This window comes from Streptomyces pathocidini, assembly GCF_001418495.1.
In the GTDB taxonomy this organism is placed as follows: Bacteria; Actinomycetota; Actinomycetes; order Streptomycetales; family Streptomycetaceae; genus Streptomyces; species Streptomyces pathocidini.
The window spans coordinates 1-16,898 of the sequence record NZ_LIQY01000132.1; the positions used below are offsets into that span (position 1 = coordinate 1).

General features: G+C 71.6%; 14 protein-coding genes. 3 read left to right on the forward strand and 11 right to left on the reverse strand.

The window, feature by feature from the left end; all coding sequences use genetic code 11:
* Both AOK16_RS08240 and AOK16_RS08245 read right to left on the reverse strand, forming a co-directional pair.
* Nucleotides 1–339 (reverse strand): NUDIX domain-containing protein (locus AOK16_RS08240; protein WP_157859146.1); only part of this gene is annotated, 339 nt, incomplete at its 3' end.
* 82 nt (nucleotides 340–421) lie between these two features.
* The gene (locus AOK16_RS08245) at nucleotides 422–1,693 is read right to left on the reverse strand and encodes a DUF4192 domain-containing protein (RefSeq protein ID WP_055471582.1); all 1,272 of its coding nucleotides are present in this window, start codon (nucleotides 1,691–1,693) and stop codon (nucleotides 422–424) included.
* Between the two features lie 156 nt (nucleotides 1,694–1,849).
* On the opposite strand from AOK16_RS08245, the gene AOK16_RS08250 reads away from it, so the two are divergent.
* Together AOK16_RS08250 and AOK16_RS08255 are read left to right on the forward strand one after the other, a co-directional pair.
* A complete protein-coding gene (locus AOK16_RS08250; protein WP_055471583.1) occupies nucleotides 1,850–4,015 on the forward strand; it encodes a RecQ family ATP-dependent DNA helicase in 2,166 nt (721 codons plus the stop codon).
* A 274-nt stretch (nucleotides 4,016–4,289) separates the two neighbouring features.
* Entirely contained in the window at nucleotides 4,290–4,904 is a 615-nt protein-coding gene (locus tag AOK16_RS08255; RefSeq protein WP_055471584.1) for a hypothetical protein, read from the forward strand.
* Between the two features lie 101 nt (nucleotides 4,905–5,005).
* Here AOK16_RS08255 and AOK16_RS08260 read toward each other — a convergent pair whose 3' ends face one another.
* The 7 genes from AOK16_RS08260 to nrdR all read right to left on the reverse strand — a co-directional run bounded on the left by AOK16_RS08260 (nucleotide 5,006) and on the right by nrdR (nucleotide 12,429).
* Nucleotides 5,006–5,620, reverse strand: a complete 615-nt coding sequence (locus tag AOK16_RS08260) for a hypothetical protein (RefSeq protein WP_055471585.1) — start codon at nucleotides 5,618–5,620, stop codon at nucleotides 5,006–5,008.
* 67 nt (nucleotides 5,621–5,687) lie between these two features.
* Complete coding sequence (locus tag AOK16_RS08265; protein ID WP_055471586.1) at nucleotides 5,688–6,389, reverse strand: ribonuclease HII; 702 nt, start codon at nucleotides 6,387–6,389, stop codon at nucleotides 5,688–5,690.
* Between the two features lie 58 nt (nucleotides 6,390–6,447).
* Nucleotides 6,448–7,353: an ADP-ribosylglycohydrolase family protein gene (locus AOK16_RS08270; protein WP_055471587.1), complete on the reverse strand. Its 906-nt coding sequence runs from the start codon at nucleotides 7,351–7,353 to the stop codon at nucleotides 6,448–6,450.
* 47 nt (nucleotides 7,354–7,400) lie between these two features.
* Complete coding sequence (locus AOK16_RS08275; RefSeq protein WP_055471588.1) at nucleotides 7,401–8,060, reverse strand: histidine phosphatase family protein; 660 nt, start codon at nucleotides 8,058–8,060, stop codon at nucleotides 7,401–7,403.
* Between the two features lie 153 nt (nucleotides 8,061–8,213).
* A complete protein-coding gene (locus AOK16_RS08280; protein WP_055471589.1) occupies nucleotides 8,214–8,819 on the reverse strand; it encodes a YdbC family protein in 606 nt (201 codons plus the stop codon).
* A gap of 90 nt (nucleotides 8,820–8,909) precedes the next feature.
* Nucleotides 8,910–11,804: a vitamin B12-dependent ribonucleotide reductase gene (locus tag AOK16_RS08285; protein ID WP_055471590.1), complete on the reverse strand. Its 2,895-nt coding sequence runs from the start codon at nucleotides 11,802–11,804 to the stop codon at nucleotides 8,910–8,912.
* Nucleotides 11,805–11,916: 112 nt separating this feature from the next.
* Nucleotides 11,917–12,429, reverse strand: coding sequence for a transcriptional regulator NrdR (nrdR, locus tag AOK16_RS08290; protein ID WP_055471591.1), 513 nt, complete (start codon nucleotides 12,427–12,429; stop codon nucleotides 11,917–11,919).
* A gap of 541 nt (nucleotides 12,430–12,970) precedes the next feature.
* Here nrdR and lexA point away from each other — a divergent pair.
* Nucleotides 12,971–13,756 carry a transcriptional repressor LexA gene (gene lexA / locus AOK16_RS08295; RefSeq protein WP_055471592.1) on the forward strand — a complete coding sequence of 262 codons (786 nt, stop codon included), beginning with the start codon at nucleotides 12,971–12,973 and terminating at the stop codon, nucleotides 13,754–13,756.
* Between the two features lie 117 nt (nucleotides 13,757–13,873).
* Here lexA and AOK16_RS08300 read toward each other — a convergent pair whose 3' ends face one another.
* Nucleotides 13,874–15,868 carry an ATP-dependent DNA helicase gene (locus AOK16_RS08300; RefSeq protein WP_055471593.1) on the reverse strand — a complete coding sequence of 665 codons (1,995 nt, stop codon included), beginning with the start codon at nucleotides 15,866–15,868 and terminating at the stop codon, nucleotides 13,874–13,876.
* Nucleotides 15,869–15,921: 53 nt separating this feature from the next.
* The coding region (locus AOK16_RS08305; RefSeq protein ID WP_276202482.1) for an IucA/IucC family protein at nucleotides 15,922–16,898 on the reverse strand (977 nt) is incomplete at its 5' end.

The window sequence follows — 16,898 nt, forward strand, 5'->3', positions numbered from 1 at the left end:
GGCGAGGACGAGGTGGGCCACGCTGACGACGCGCATGCGGGGGTCGCGCTCGGGATCACCGTAGGTGGCGAGTTGTTCGAGGTGTGCGCCGTTGACGGGTGAGGGCGCCACCGGGTCGTGCGCCAGCAGGCCGGTTTCCTCGGCGAGTTCCCGAGCGGCCGCGGCCGCCAGATCCTCGTCGGCCCGCACGAAGCCCCCGGGCAGCGCCCAGCGCCCCTGGAACGGCGGCTCACCTCTGCGCACGGCCAGGGCGCACAGCGCGTGCTTTCGCACGGTGAGCACGACCAGGTCGACAGTGACGGCGAAGGGCGGGAAGGCCGACGGGTCGTAGGGCGACATGCGGCGATCATAGTCGTCTCCCTGACGATAAACAGGGCCTTCGGCAGCCATGATCCGCACCGGCGTCGCATCGTCGCGGACATCATGCGGTGCTCCCGGATTCACGCTGTCCGGTGCGGCGGCGTCCGCGGATCCGGCCACGGCTACCGGTGCTGCCGGGGCGGGTCCGGCCTCGGGGGTTGCCGGGCGGGGACTTCGGGGACACCCGGCCCGGCTTCCCGGCCGCCCGGCCCGACTGTTCCTGGCGGAGGCACTGCCGGAGGAGTTCGGGGTCGATGCCGTCGTTCGCCGACTGGTGCAGCAGCTGCGCGAACAGGTAGTCGGGGTCGGCGCGCAAGGCCATGCAGAGAGCCACACGCGCCGCGGGCTCGTCGCCGATGGACAGCGCTACCCAGCCGGCGAGGGTGAGCGGGGCCGCGGCGTGGTCGGCGTAAATCCCGACGCAGCGCCGGGCGACCGCTCGCCACAGACGGAGGGCGCCCGCGGCTTCCGGGCCCTCCATCCACTCGGCGGCGCGGTCCCGGGTCATGCGGTCCTGCAGCCCGAGGATGATCTCGGCGGCTTCCTCGTCGGTCACGAGCGCGTCATCCCGGGCGTCGGCTTCGCCGGTGTCGCCGGTCGCCGGGGTTCCGGCCAGACGCTCGATGAGCCGCTGGGCCAGCGCGATGGTCTCCTCGCCGACCGTCTCGCGGCTCACTCCGCCGAGGATGCGCGGGACGAGCCTGGCGGTCGCCTCGTCCAGGGCTTCCGCCTGGGGCCTGGAGGCGGGACGGGCGAGGGGCGTGAGCCTGGCCTCCATGTCGCGGAGCGAGCCCCGCACCTGGATTCCGGCATAGGTGGCCGCGGCCGCCATCACGGAGGTGCCGGGCACGGCGACGGGCGTCCCCTCGGCCGGGCAGCAGCGGGCGTCGGGGCAGACATAGGACCAGAAGCGGCCATCGGAGATGCACAGCGCCTCGTACACCGGCACGTCCAGCTCTCCGCAGGCGGTGCGCAGCCGCTGGGCCAGGGGCCGTAGTCGCTCCATCACCTGCTGCCCCCGCTCTCCGCGCACGGGGTCCTGGCACAGGAAGACGATCATTCCCTCGGGCCGCGACCCGCGCTTCTCGGCGCTCGCGACCAGGCAGCCGGCCAGTTCGGCCGCGAGTTCCGGCCATTCCCCGGGGCTCTGCGGGATGCCCATCCGCAGCCGCCCGCCGAAGCGGCCCCGCTCGCCCTGGAGCGTGACCATCACGATGCTGTCGTCGGGATGAAAGCCCATCAGGTACGGAAGCGCGTCCGCGAGTTCGGCGGGACTGCGCAGGGTGATCTGGTCGACGGCCGAGGGCTGCGTGGGTTCGATGTGCTGAGTCATGCAACGACCGTGCCCCGCCACCGGGCCGTCGCGAAAGCCCTGTGGATAACCGCCGAGCATTATGCAGCTTGTCGTACTGAAGCTGTGGACAGCGGGTTGTCCACAGCTCCAGCGCCTCGTTCGCGCAATGTCCGTGCCATCGGGTTGCATGGGGGCATGAGCAACGAAGAGCTGCGTTCGTCGGCCGATGCCGTACTCGCCCGTCTCGTCGGCGACGCCGGCGGGACCGCCCGGCTGCGCGAGGACCAGTGGCGGGCGATCGAGGCGCTGGTCGCCGAGCGGCGGCGGGCCCTGGTCGTCCAGCGCACCGGCTGGGGCAAGTCGGCGGTGTACTTCGTCGCCACGGCTCTCCTGCGGGCACGCGGCAGCGGACCGACGGTGATCGTCTCACCGCTGCTCGCGCTCATGCGGAACCAGGTCGAGGCCGCCGAGCGGGCCGGAATCCGCGCGCGCACCATCAACTCCGCCAACACCGAGGAGTGGGACACCGTCCAGGCGGAGGTAGCGGCGGGCGAGGTCGACGTGCTCCTCGTCAGTCCTGAGCGGCTGAACAACCCGGACTTCCGCGATCAGGTGCTGCCGAAGCTCGCCGCGAGCACCGGGCTGCTCGTAGTCGACGAGGCGCACTGCATCTCCGACTGGGGGCACGACTTCCGGCCGGACTACCGCCGCCTGCGCACCATGCTCGCCGAGCTTCCCCCGGGCGTTCCGGTACTCGCCACCACAGCGACCGCCAATGCCCGCGTCACGGCCGACGTCGCCGAGCAGCTCGGCACGGGCGAGGGGGCCTCGGAGGCACTGGTGCTGCGCGGACCGCTCGACCGCGAGAGCCTGAGCCTCGCGGTGCTGCGGCTGCCGGACGCGGCTCACCGGCTGGCCTGGCTCGCCGACCGTCTCCGCGAGCTCCCGGGCTCCGGGATCATCTACACGCTGACCGTGGCGGCGGCCGAGGAGGTGACCGCGTATCTGCGGCAGCGCGGATACGCCGTCGCCTCGTACTCGGGGAAGACCGAGGACGCCGAACGCCGGGCGGCGGAGGCCGATCTGCTGGCGAACCGGGTCAAGGCGCTGGTCGCCACCTCGGCGCTCGGCATGGGCTTCGACAAGCCGGACCTCGGCTTCGTCGTGCACCTCGGCTCGCCGTCCTCCCCCATCGCGTATTACCAGCAGGTCGGCCGCGCCGGGCGCGGGGTGGAGCACGCCGAGGTGCTGCTGCTGCCCGGCCGCGAGGACGAGGCGATCTGGCGGTACTTCACGTCGCTGGCCTTCCCCTCCGAGGAGCAGGTGCGGCGGACGCTCGAGGTGTTGTCCGACGCCGGGCGGCCGCTGTCCCTTCCCGCGCTGGAGCCGCTGGTCGAACTGCGGCGGTCGCGGCTGGAGACGATGCTCAAGGTTCTCGACGTGGACGGGGCCGTCCGGCGCGTGTCCGGCGGCTGGACGGCCACGGGCCGCCCGTGGGAGTACGACGCCGAGCGCTACGCCTGGGTGGCCCGGCAGCGCAAGGCCGAGCAGCAGGCGATGCGGGACTACGCCGAGACGGACCAGTGCCGGATGGAGTTCCTGCGGCGGCAGTTGGACGACGAGGCAGCCGCCCCTTGCGGGCGCTGCGACAACTGCGCGGGCACGCGCTTCACCGCCGTTGTCTCCGCGGGCTCCCTGGACACCGCCCGCGGCGAACTCGGGCGGCCCGGAGTCGAGGTGGAGCCGCGCCGGATGTGGCCCACCGGTCTTGTCGCGGTCGGCGTCGACCTCAGGGGCCGTATTCCCGGCACTGAACAAGCCGCGCCCGGGCGGGCGTTGGGGCGCCTCTCCGACATCGGCTGGGGCAACCGGCTGCGGCCGATGCTCTCCGGGCAGGCCCAGGACGGGCCGGTCCCCAACGACGTGGCCGACGCGGTCGTGACCGTGCTCGCCGACTGGGCCAAGGGGCCCGGTGGTTGGGCCTCCGGCGAGCCGGGCAGCCCCGCCCGGCCGGCCGGCGTCGTCACCCTGGCCTCGCGCACCCGCCCGCAGCTGATCGGCACGCTCGGCGAACGCATCGCGGCGGTTGGCAGGATGCCCCTGCTCGGCTCGCTGGCGTACGCGCACGAGGACGCGGACACCAGGGTGCCGCGCTCCAACAGCGCCCAGCGGCTCAAAGCCCTGCACGGCGCGCTGACCGTGCCTCCGGCGCTCGCCGAGGCGCTGGCCGCGGCGAAGGGTCCCGTGCTGCTCGTGGACGATCTCACCGAGACCGGTTGGACGCTGGCCGTCGCGGCGCGACTACTGCGCCGGGCCGGAGCCGAGGGGGTGTTTCCGCTGGTCCTCGCCGTGCAAAGCTGAGCGGAGGGCGAAGGCCGGTGCGGGCGGGCCGTCGCCCCGGACCGACCCTGAGTGCCCCTGAGGTGCCCGCCGCGACCAGCCGAAAGACAAAGACGGCGCACCGGCCAATACCGTTCGTCGGCGTCAATTGCTCATTGCCCCAGGCGAATCCGACCGTAAGAATTGGCGGTGCTCCCGCACTCGGCGGGGCCGCTGCCCGGGCCGTTCCGTGTGACGCGGTGTGCCCTGCGCGGATCCCGTCCGGTGGACGGGCGACACAGGTGAGGGGAGGGACGTGGCCGCCGGTTTCACCCCCTCCCGTGCCGCCTCGTACGGAGCGACGGCCGACTCCGCCGCGCGGCTGGGCCGGACGCTCGAGCCCGCGGAGTGGGCGGCGGCCGGAATTCCCCTGCTGCGCAACCCTCGCGAGGTCGTCACGGGTCTGCACGCCCGCCACCTGCCCAGGCCCGCCACCGCCGTCGTCGCCGTGCTCGGTCCGGACGAACGCGTGGTCGCCAGCGCGTCGTTCGCGCACCGGGAGCGCGAACCCGACGGGTGGGTGTTCCGGAACGCCCTGCTGGAACGGTTGCGCCGGGTCATCCCGCACGATCTGCGGCGCCGGGTACCCGCCCGTACCGCCGTGCTCCTCTACTGCCGGGAGGGCGACGGCCGGTGGACGGAGGAGGACGGCGCGTGGATGTGGGGACTGCGGGATGCCTGCACCCTGCACGGGCTGCGCTGCGGCGCCTACATCACGCTGACCCCCGAGGGCTGGCAGGTGCTGGGCGAGGGGCGCGGCGGGCGCCGCCCCCACGCGACCTCAAGGCCGGAGACCGAACACCGCATACCGGGGCAGCGGCTCTCGGGCGGTACGGGCTCGGAGCGGCCGCGGCGCACGGCCGCGCGCTGAACTCAAGCTCAAAGCCCAGGACGGACTCACAACCCAGGACGGAACGGCTCCAGCGCTGACGGCCGCCGTCGTGCGGCGGCCGACACCCGTCGTCCTCCGGGTCAGACTCCCGCGCCGAGCAGAGCGTTGATCCGCTGCGGGTCGCCGCAGACGATCAGCAGCGCGCCGGCCTTGGCCATGGCCGCGGGCAGCGCCCGGCCGACGGCCGCGTCGCCGCCGCCGTTCACCGCGACGACCACCACCAGACGGCTCGCCGCGCGCTCGACCTGGGCCGCGTCCGCGTAGAAAACATCGTCACGGGCGTCGTGCTGCGCCCAGTACGAGGCCTCGCCGAAGGACAGTTCGTGAACGGCCCACGGGTGCGGGTCGCCGGTGGTCAGCAGGAGGACGTCCTGCGGCGCGCGCCCGGAGTCGAGCAGCAGGTCCACGGCCTCCTCGGCCGCGTCCAGGGCGCCGTCGGTGGGGGCGGGTATGAGCTGGATCTGCGGCACGGCGCCGGCGGCCGCGGGCTTCGCGGCCGCGTCTCGCGAGGCTCGCTGGGCCGACGGACCGGAACCGCCGCGCTGCGGACCGGGCGGCCCGGGGCGCTGCGAAGCGGGGCGGGGACCGGGACCAGGGACGGGACGAGGGGTCGGCGCGGTGCGGCCGGCGGCCGGAGTTACGCGGGGACCCGGGACACTCTCGTGAATCTGAGGCTCCTCGGGGATGAGAGGCATGGTCTGATGTCTATCAAACGCCGGTGCGAAGCGCACCGGCGGGGCTGGGTAGTTGCGCAATGGTCGCTCAGAAGTCGAACCCGAGCTGCCCTTCGGACTCCGGCTCCTCACGCCCGGTCCAACTGCGCACCACCTTCAGGTGTTGCCAGCGGGGCAGCGCGTCCCAGTAGGCCCAGGACATGCGGTGGTGGGCGGTGGGCCCCAGCTTCTCCAGGGCCGCGCGGTGCACCGGTGAGGGGTATCCCGCGTTTCCGACGAAGTCGAAGTCCGGCCATTCCAGGCCCAGTTCGGCCATCATCGCATCCCGGCGGACCTTCGCGAGCACCGAGGCGGCGGAGACCGCCACGCACGACTGGTCGCCCTTGATGACCGTACGGACCTGCCAGGGCGAGCCGAGGTAGTTGTGCTTGCCGTCGAGGATCACCGCGTCGGGCCGGACGGGCAGCAGCTCCAGCGCCCGCACGGCGGCGAGGCGGAGCGAGGCGGTCATGCCCAGCTTGTCGATCTCCTGCGGCGAGGCGTGCCCCAGCGCGTGCGCGGTGACCCAGCCCTTGAGCACCCCGGCCAGTTCGGCGCGGCGCTTGGGGGCGAGCAGCTTGGAGTCGGTCAACCCCTCGGGCGGGCGACGCAGTCCGGTGATGGCGGCGCACACCGTGACCGGGCCGGCCCAGGCACCGCGCCCGACCTCGTCGACACCGGCGACGATCTTCGCGCCGGTGGTGGCGCGGAGTGAACGCTCGACGCGGTGGGTAGGCGGTTCGTACGGCATGGCGCCCCTAGGTTACGCCGCCGGGGCGGGTGCATGGGAGTCGGGGCCGGTGAGGAGATCAGGCCTCGGTCGGGAACCAGGCAGGAAGCGGCTCGGTCCGCTCCTGCCAGGCCTGCGGCGGAGCGCCCGCCGCCGAGGCGGCGACGATGCCGCCGACGATCGCGCAGGTGGTGTCCATGTCCCCGCCGACCTGGGCCGTGGTCCAGAACGCCCGCTCGTAGTCGCCGAGATGGCGGGCCGCGGCCCACAGCGTGAACGGCACGGTGTCGTGCGCGCTGGTACGGCGGCCGGAGCCGAGGACGGCGGCGACCGTGGCGGCGTCGCCGTAGTCGAGCATGTCGCGGGCGCGCCGCAGGCCCGCCTGCACGGCGCTGCGCGGTACGAGTTCGATCACGCCGTCCAGCAGCGCCTCCGGGCCGGGGCTGCCCGCCGGGTCGGCGACGAGCGCGGCCGCGGCGGCGACCGCCATGGTTCCGACGACGGCCTCGCGGTGCTGGTGGGTGACGTAGGAGGAGATCTCCGCCTGGTGCGTGGCCTGCTCCGCCTCTCCCCCGTACCAGGCGCCGAGCGGGGCGATCCGCATCGCGGCGCCGTTGCCCCACGACCCGTGCCCGTTGAACAGCGCGGCCGCCGGCTCGCGCCAGTCGTCGCCCTCCCGGATCAGCCGCAGCAGCCGGATCACGGCCGGCCCGTATCCGCGGTCGGCGTCATGGCGCTCGGCGAAGGACCGTGCCAGCGCGTCCTGGTCGACGCGGCCGTGCTCGGCCAGCACGGAGAGGACCGAGCAGGCCATCTCGGTGTCGTCCGTCCAGCGCCAGACGCCCGAGGGCGGCTCGCGCCGCTTCAGGGCGGGGTAGTTCGACGGCGCGAAGAACTGCGACCCCAGTGCGTCTCCCACCGCCAGCCCGCGCAGGCTGGCGAGAGCACGGTCGCTGCGTCGCTTGAGAGAGGAATCGGCGGTCATCGCCCTGACACTCTAACCGGTGCCACATCTGCCCCATCCGTGGCATATCAGCCGGTCGTGTCGTACGACTCCGGTGTGCACCACCGCTCGAAGGGCCGGTCGAGGTGGTAACGGCCGCCCCGGTCGAGCAGCAGGGTCCGGAATTCGCCGTTCCCCGGGTTCGACAGGCACTCGAACTCCGCGACCGTCCAGTGGAACCAGCGCATGCAGAAGAGCCGCATGGTCAGTCCGTGGGTGACCAGCAGAACGTTGGGCGGGTGCTGCGGATCCTCGAAGCTGCGGTACAGGCTCTCCAGGAACGCCCCGACCCGGTCGTAGACGTCGGCCCCGGACTCGCCCTGCGCGAAGCGGTAGAAGAAATGGCCGTACGCGTCCCGGGCGGCCTTCTGCTGCCGCACTTCCCGGGGGTCCTGCCAGTTGCCCCAGTCCTGCTCGCGCAGGCGCGGCTCCTCCCGCATCCGCACCCGCCGGGGGTCCAGGGCCAGGGCCTTGAAGGTCTGATGGGTGCGGCGGTATGGGGAGACGTACGCGCTGACGCGCTCGTCGCCGAACATCTCGCGCAGCCGCTCGCCGGCCTCCTTGGCCTGGCTCCAGCCGGTCTCGGTCAGCCGCAGCGCGTGGTCCGGCTCCCGCTCGTAGATCGTGTCGTCGACGTTGCCCTCCGACTCGCCGTGCCGGAGGAGGACGATGCGCCGGGGCCGTGCCATGCCGCCACCCTAGTTCGCCCCGGGCGGGCCCGCCGTGGGACCGGAGATCCGCAGGTCCGGGCGCGGTGGGGTCCGCTGTCAGGGTGCGGGAGGGCAGGTCTCGACGCGGGGGCCCAACGCGGGGAGGGCAGGTCCCGGTGCGGGAGGGCGGTGTCACACCGCCCAGGCCGGTTCCAGGTCCACCACGTCCCCGGCCAGCGCGGAGACGTCGGCCTCGATCTGAGTCCGCAGCGCCAGCCGCTCGACGCGCTCGGTGCGGTACTTTCCGTGCTCGGCCGCCGAGTCCCAGAGCGAGAGCACCAGGAACTCGCTGCCCGGCGCCTCCCCGAACACCCCGCGCAGCATGCCGGGCGACCCGGCCATGGCAGGGTTCCAGACCTTCTCCTGCATGAGCGTGAAGTGCTCGACGCGGTCCTCCCGCACCCGGCAGTGCGCGACCCGCGCGACGTCCACATCGGAGAAAACCGGCTTGAAACCGACCTTCACATCGAAGCGGTGCTCGAAGAGCCGGGACCGGGAGTCCTTGAACGTGCCGGCCTGGGAGGCCGCGAGCCGGTCGTGCGAGCGGGCCATGAAGGAGTCGTAGAAGGCCCGGCTCTCCCAGAAGGCGAAGAGGTGCGCCACACCGGGCCGCGCCCGGCTCCAGCCGCCGCCCTGCCCGCGGAACCCCGGCTCGCCGAGCAGCCCCGCCCACTTCCGCTGCCCCCGCTCGAAACCCCGACGGTCCACAACGGCGCAGCGAATCCACTTGACCAGCACCGCGCCATCGTAGTGGGAGCCGGCCCCCGGCCGACTCCCACTCTTCGATCTTCGACCTCAACGATCCGCTACGGGACCGGGTTTACGCGATCAGCTGCAGCCGCTGGTCGAGCCGCAGCCCTCGCAGAGGTAGCAGCTGCCCGCGCGGCGCATCTTCGTGCCGCAGGAGAAGCACAGTGGCGCGTCGGCGTTCAGGCCGAGCTGCATCTCCACCAACTCGGTCGAGCTGTGCGCCTGCTTGGGGGCGGGCACCGCGGCGGTCGGCTCCGGCTGCTGCCCGGGCTTCGGGGCCTGGACGTGGCGCGGCGCGGACTGGGCCAGGCCCTCCACGTCGACCTCGTCCTCGTTCGGCTCGTACGAACCGGTCTCCAGGTGGCGCTGGCGCTCCTCGGCGGAGTGGATGCCGAGGGCCGAGCGGGTCTCGAACGGCAGGAAGTCCAGTGCCAGTCGGCGGAAGATGTAGTCGACGATCGACTGCGCCATCCGCACGTCCGGGTCGTCCGTCATGCCGGCCGGCTCGAAGCGCATGTTGGTGAACTTCGAGACGTACGTCTCCAGGGGCACGCCGTACTGCAGGCCCACCGAGACGGCGATCGAGAAGGCGTCCATCATGCCCGCGAGGGTCGAGCCCTGCTTGGACATCTTCAGGAAGACCTCGCCGAGGCCGTCGTCCGGGTAGGAGTTGGCCGTCATGTAGCCCTCGGCGCCGCCCACCGTGAAGGAGGTGGTGATGCCGGGCCGGCCCTTGGGCAGGCGCTTGCGGACCGGGCGGTACTCGACGACCTTCGCGGTCGCCGGCTCGGCCTCGGCCGCCTTCTTCTCCTCCTTCTTCTTGGCGGAGAGCGGCTGGCCGACCTTGCAGTTGTCGCGGTAGATCGCGAGGGCCTTCAGGCCGAGCTTCCAGCCCTCGTAGTAGATCTCCTCGATCTCCTCGACACCGGCCGACTCCGGCATGTTGACGGTCTTGGAGATGGCGCCCGACAGGAACGGCTGGGCCGCGGCCATCATCCGCACATGCCCCATCGGCGAGATGGAGCGGTCGCCCATGGCGCAGTCGAAGACCTCGTAGTGCTCCTGGCGCAGGCCCGGGGCGTCGATCACGTTGCCGTGCTCGGCGATGTGGGCGACGATCGCCTCGACCTGCTCCGGCTGGTAGCCGAGCCGCTTGAGCGCCTTGGGGACCGTGTTGTTCACGATCTGCATGGAACCGCCGCCGACGAGCTTCTTGAACTTGACCAGGGCCAGGTCCGGTTCGACGCCGGTGGTGTCGCAGTCCATCATCAGACCGATGGTGCCGGTCGGCGCCAGCACCGAGGCCTGGGCGTTGCGGAAACCGTTCTTCTGACCGAGGCGTACGACGTCCTGCCAGGCCTCCGTGGCCGCCGCCCAGACCGGAGTGTCCAGGTCGTCCATGCGCTTGGCCGCGGCGTTGGCGTCCGCGTGCTGCTTCATGACGCGCTGGTGGGCGTCCGCGTTGCGGGCGTAGCCGTCGTACGGGCCGACGACCGCGGCCAGTTCGGCGGAGCGCCGGTACGAGGTGCCGGTCATCAGGGAGGTGATGGCGCCGGCGAGCGCCCGGCCGCCGTCCGAGTCGTACGCGTGGCCGGTGGCCATCAGCAGGGCGCCGAGGTTGGCGTAGCCGATGCCGAGCTGGCGGAACGCGCGCGTGGTCTCACCGATCTTCTGGGTCGGGAAGTCGGCGAAGCAGATGGAGATGTCCATCGCGGTGATGACCAGCTCGACGACCTTGGCGAAACGCTCGGCGTCGAACGACATGCTGCCCGCCGCCCCGGAGGGGCTGTCGGACGCGGTGTCGTCGCGGAGGAACTTCATCAGGTTCAGCGAGGCGAGGTTGCACGAGGAGTTGTCCAGGTGCATGTACTCGCTGCAGGGGTTGGATGCGGTGATCCGGCCCGTCTCCGGCGAGGTGTGCCAGTGGTTGATGGTGTCGTCGTACTGGATGCCGGGGTCGGCGCAGGCCCAGGCGGCCTCGGCCAGCTTGCGGAACAGGCCCTTGGCGTCGACCTCCTCGATGACCTCACCGGTCATCCGGGAGCGCAGCCCGAACTTCGAGCCGGACTCGTACGCCTTCATGAACTCGTCGTTCACACGGACCGAGTTGTTGGCGTTCTGGTACTGGACGGACGTGATGTCGTCGCCACCCAGGTCCATGTCGAAGCCCGCGTCGCGCAGCGCGCGGATCTTCTCCTCCTCCTTCACCTTGGTCTCGATGAAGGCCTCGACGTCCGGGTGGTCCACGTCCAGGACGACCATCTTGGCCGCGCGGCGGGTGGCGCCACCGGACTTGATCGTTCCGGCGGAGGCGTCGGCGCCGCGCATGAAGGAGACCGGGCCGGAGGCGTTGCCGCCGGAGGACAGCAGCTCCTTGGAGGAGCGGATGCGGGAGAGGTTCAGGCCGGCGCCGGAGCCGCCCTTGAAGATCATCCCTTCTTCCTTGTACCAGTCGAGGATCGACTCCATGGAGTCGTCGACGGAGAGGATGAAGCAGGCCGAGACCTGCTGCGGCTGCTTGGTGCCGACGTTGAACCAGACCGGGGAGTTGAAGCTGAACACCTGGTGCAGCAGCGCGTAGGTCAGCTCGTGGTCGAAGATCTCGGCGTCCGCGGGGGAGGCGAAGTAGCCGTGGTCCTCGCCGGCCTTGCGGTAGGTCCTCACGACGCGGTCGATGAGCTGCTTCAGGCTGGACTCGCGGCTGGGCGAACCCACCGCGCCGCGGAAATACTTGCTCGTGACGATGTTTACCGCGTTGACCGACCAGAAGTCGGGGAACTCGACCCCTCGCTGCTCGAAGTTGACCGAACCGTCACGCCAGTTGGTCATGACGACGTCGCGGCGCTCCCAGACCACCTCGTCGTACGGGTGCACTCCGGGCGTGGTGTGGACGCGCTCGACGCGCAGCCCCTTGGTCGCCTTGCCGCCCTTGGCACGAGAGCTTCGTGCCGGGCCGCTCGTCGTCTCTGTCATGCCGCCTCCCTAAGGGCAAAACGCCCTGACGTGCCTGCTTGTTCCCGCGGGCACACTCTCTGTCCGGTGTCCGGGCGCCACGCCGCGCGCCGGGGGTCTGATGTTTCCGCCGCTAGTCGGCGGCGGTCGCCGGGGAGGGGACTTCGGCGTCCCCCGCGGCCCGGCCGGCGCCGGCCGGCTGCCGCTGCACGCGCAGCTCCGCGATCGCGTCCTCGAAGTCCTCGAGCGAGTCGAACGCCCGGTACACGGACGCGAACCGCAGATAGGCCACGAGGTCGAGCTCCTGGAGCGGACCGAGTATCGCGAGCCCCACGTCGTGGGCGGACAGCTCGGCGCTGCCGGTGGCGCGCACCGCCTCCTCGACCTGCTGGCCGAGTTTGGCAAGGGCGTCCTCGGTGACGGGCCGCCCCTGGCACGCCTTGCGCACCCCGGAGATGACCTTGTCACGGCTGAATGGTTCGGTGACCCCGCTCCGCTTGATCACCATGAGCGACGCCGTCTCCACCGTGGTGAAGCGGCGGGAGCAGTCGGGGCACTGTCGACGCCTGCGGATCGAGGCCCCGTCGTCGGTGGTACGGCTGTCTACGACGCGGCTGTCGGGGTGTCGGCAGAAGGGGCAGTGCATCGATCTCAACCCTCCTCGAAACCCTCTGAAACTCGACGTCGCAGCATGGCTGCACGGCTCCGCAGGACCCGCGGAACGGGCCCCTGGAAGCGGCTTCAAGCATAGGCGATGTCCGGAGCTGCGAAGCACCCGGGACCACAACTTGTGGGCAGCCGCCACCAATCAAACCACTAGATCTGGTGGTCGACCGTCAAGAGCGACAGCCGCGTGTCGCACCGGCGCGGCATCCATGAGATTACGCGAGGGGGCTTGGACTCCCGAACGCGGGGCGGAGGTGCCACACTGGGTGACACGCCGACGACGCTCCATGTTCACGGCCACCCGACGACGGGAAATCCGACTCCGGGCCGCGGCTCGAGGAAAGCGCTCCCCGGCCCCGAACTCCGGCCGCCGACAACGGAATCCGCTGTCCGCGTATACACCTGAGCTCTTGATCACGTCACTCGATCTACGAATTTTCACTCGAACGTGTGTTTGGCGCAACCTTTCGAAACCAACTACCGTTGTCCCACGAGGGAGAGACCATTCGAGAGGGGCCGACGTGACCACCACCGCAGACAGCGCCACCATCACTGTCCAGGACCACTCCCAGCACCGATTCGAGCAGAGCCACCCGATGAACGACGCGACCCCGGCCCCCGAGGGACAGAAACCCGTACGCTCGCTCCCGGGCCGGCCGCCGGGCATCCGGGCCGACAGCTCCGGTCTCACCGACCGCCAGCGCCGGGTCATCGAGGTGATCAGGGACTCGGTGCAGCGGCGTGGCTACCCACCGTCGATGCGGGAGATCGGCCAGGCGGTGGGCCTCTCGAGTACGTCCTCCGTGGCCCACCAGCTGATGGCCCTGGAGCGCAAGGGCTTCCTGCGCCGCGACCCGCACCGGCCTCGGGCGTACGAGGTCCGGGGCTCGGACGGCCCCGCGACGCAGCCGCAGGACACGACGGGCAAGCCCTCCGCGTCCTACGTACCGCTCGTCGGCCGGATCGCGGCCGGTGGCCCGATCCTCGCGGAGGAGTCGGTCGAGGACGTGTTCCCGCTCCCCCGCCAACTGGTCGGCGACGGCGAGCTGTTCGTACTGAAGGTCGTCGGCGACTCGATGATCGAGGCGGCGATCTGCGACGGCGACTGGGTCACGGTCCGCCGCCAGCCGGTCGCGGAGAACGGCGACATCGTGGCCGCCATGCTGGACGGCGAGGCCACCGTGAAGCGCTTCAAGCGCGAGGACGGGCACGTGTGGCTGCTGCCGCACAATGCCGCGTACCAGCCGATTCCAGGCGATGACGCGACGATCCTCGGCAAGGTGGTGGCGGTGCTGCGGCGGGTCTGACGCGCCCCTCGAAAACCGGGCCCCGGAACCAACTGCGCCGGTTCCGGGGCCCTGATGTTTCTCCGGATCAGGGCCCCGGGGCTACGTCCTGGCCCGAGCCACGTCCTGGGCGCGGGCTCACTTCTCAGTGGCGCGGGCGGCCTCGTCGATGGCGGCCAGCGAGCGGCGCGCCTGGTTCCGGTCCGTCGTGTACCAGAAGTCCGGCATGGAGGCGCGCAGGAACGTGCCGTAGCGCGCGGTGGCCAGCCGGGGATCGAGCACGGCGACCACACCGCGGTCGCCCGAGGCCCGTACGAGCCGGCCCGCGCCCTGGGCCATCAGCAGCGCCGCGTGCGTGGCCGCCACGGCCATGAAGCCGTTGCCGCCGCCCTCCTCCACGGCCTTCTGCCGGGCACTCATCAGCGGGTCGTCGGGGCGCGGGAACGGAATGCGGTCCATCACCACCAACTGGCAGCTGGCGCCCGGGACATCGACGCCCTGCCACAGCGAGAGCGTGCCGAACAGGCAGGTGCGCGGATCGTCCGAGAAAGCGCGGATCAGTTCGCCGAGGGTCTCCTCGCCCTGCAGCAGGATCGGTGTGTCGAGCCGCCCCCGCAGGGTCTCCGCCGCAGCCTGGGCGCCGCGCATCGAGGAGAACAGCCCGAGCGTGCGCCCGCCCGCGGCCTCCACCAGTTCGGCCAGCTCGTCCAGCATGTCCGCACGGCTGCCCTCGCGGCCCGGCTGCGCCAAGTGCCGGGCGACGTACAGGATCCCCTGCTTGCGGTAGTTGAAGGGTGAGCCGACGTCGAGGCCCTTCCAGAGCGGGCTGTCCGCGTCCGCCTCGGCGGGGCCGGGCTCGGCCGTCTTCTGCTCCGGCGACAGGCCGAGGGAGGCCGCCACACCGTTGAAGTCCCCGCCGAGCTTCAGCGTGGCCGAGGTCAGGACCACGGACCGCTCGGTGAAGAGCTTCTCGCGCAGCAGACCGGACACCGACATGGGGGCGACCCGCAGCGAAGCACCGAACCGGTCGTGGCGCTCGTACCAGACGACGTCGTACTCCGAGCCCGCCACGATGCGTTCGGCGACCGTGTGGACGTTCTCGATGGCGGCGGTGGCCTGCTTGCGTACGGCGTCCTCGTCCTGCACCGACTTGTCCCGGGTGTTGCCCAGCGCCGTGATCACCGTGCGCGAGGCGTCCCTGAGGGACATCAGGGCGTAGGCGAGGTCCTCGGGGATCTCCTCCAGGCGGCCCGGAAGGGCCAGTTCCATCAGCCGCTCGAAGGTCTCGGCCGCGGTCTGGAGGCCATCCGCCGCCTTCTCGTCGACCAGCTTGGCGGACCGGCGGACGGCACGGTTGACCGACCCCGGGGTCAGCTCGCCGGTGGCGGCTCCCGTGACACGGGAGACCAGTTCGTGGGCCTCGTCGATGACCAGCACCTCATGGCCGGGCAGCACGGGCGCGCCCTCGATCGCGTCGATCGCCAGCAGGGCGTGATTGGTGACGACAACCTCGGCCAGCTTGGCGCGCTCGCGGGCGGCCTCGGCGAAACACTCCATCCCGTAGGCGCACTTGGACGCGCCCAGGCACTCGCGGGAGGTGACGGACACCTGACCCCAGGCACGGTCGGAGACGCCGGGGGTGAGGTCGTCGCGGTCGCCGGTCTCCGTCTCGTCCGCCCAGTCCCGCATCCGCAGGAGGTCCTTGCCGAGCTTGCTGGTCGGGGTGGCGGACTCGAAGACGTCGAAGAGCCCGTCCTCCTCTTCCTGCGGCACGCCCTCGTGGAGCCGGTGCAGGCACAGGTAGTTGGAGCGCCCCTTGAGCATGGCGAATTCGGGGCGGCGACGCAGCAGCGGGTGCAGCGCCTCGACCGTGCGCGGCAGGTCCCGCTCGACCAGCTGGCGCTGGAGGGCGAGAGTGGCAGTCGCCACGACGACGCGCTCGCCGTGCGCGAGCGCGGGCACCAGGTAGCCGAGAGACTTGCCGGTGCCGGTGCCCGCCTGGACCAGCAGGTGGGTGCCGTCGTCCACGGCCTCGGCGACGGCCTCGGCCATGGCCACCTGGCCGGGTCTCTCCGTGCCGCCGACGGAGGTGACGGCGGCATGCAGGAGATCGGGGAGGGAGGGCTTCGTCATAGGTGGACCAGCCTACGGGGCACCACTGACATCGCTCTCCCGCACACCGGCTCTCACATCGGGTGCAGTGGGTTCGGGACGGTGCCGTGGACGGCCGCGTGGGGCCGGTCCGGGCGGTCGCGGTAGCCGTCGAGGTGGAGCCGGTTGCGGTTGAGGCAGAGCCGCTCGATCCGGGGCGTGAGGAGGTCGAAGGTCTCGAACCGCTCCTTCAGCTCGGGGAAACGCGCGTGGTAGGCGAGGATCTCGGCCCGCACCAGGGCCCAGAACTCGCTTCCACCCACCCCGAGCTGTTCCTCGCAGAGCGGCGCCAGGTAGCGGAAGACGCCGACGAACAGGCCGGAGTGGATGAACTGGGTCAAGAAGGCGGGCGGCTCGGTGAGCAGCACGGCACGTACATCGTCGGGCATGGTGGCGTGCTCGGGCAGCGGCTCGGCGCTGAGGTTCACGTCGTCGACGAAGTCCTTCACGGCCAGCCGGACCGGGACGTCCTGGTCGTCGAAGACGACGATGGCGTTCTCGCCGTGGGGCGAGAAGACCGTGCCGTAGCGGTAGAGGAAGTGCAGGAGCGGCGGCAGCAGGGCCGCGAAGAGGCGGCGGAGCCAGGTGGTGGGCGCCAGCCCGGAGCGGCGGACCAGCTCGGCCGTGAAGGAGCGGCCCTGCGCATCGGTGAGCAGCAGGGCGGCGAGGGTGCGGGCGCGCTCACCGGGGTCCAGGTAGGGGCCGACGGGCTCGCGCCAGATGCAGCCCAGAAGTTCGCGGTACTGGTACGGGACGTGCGGCAGCCGGTCGTAGAGGGGGTGCTCGACGGTCACGGACGCGGTCTCGCCGAGGAGGACGACCCGGGTCTCGTCCCGGAGGTACGGGTCGGCGTCGCGCAGGGAGTGCACCCAGGCGGTGACCGCGGGCGCGGCGAGGGTGCGCTCGGTGGGCAGTCCGCGCCAGACGAGGGTGTTCAGGACGGACAGCGGAAGTTTGACGGTACGCGCGCGTGGACGGGTCGTGTTGAGGAAGGTGCGGATGGACTGCTGGG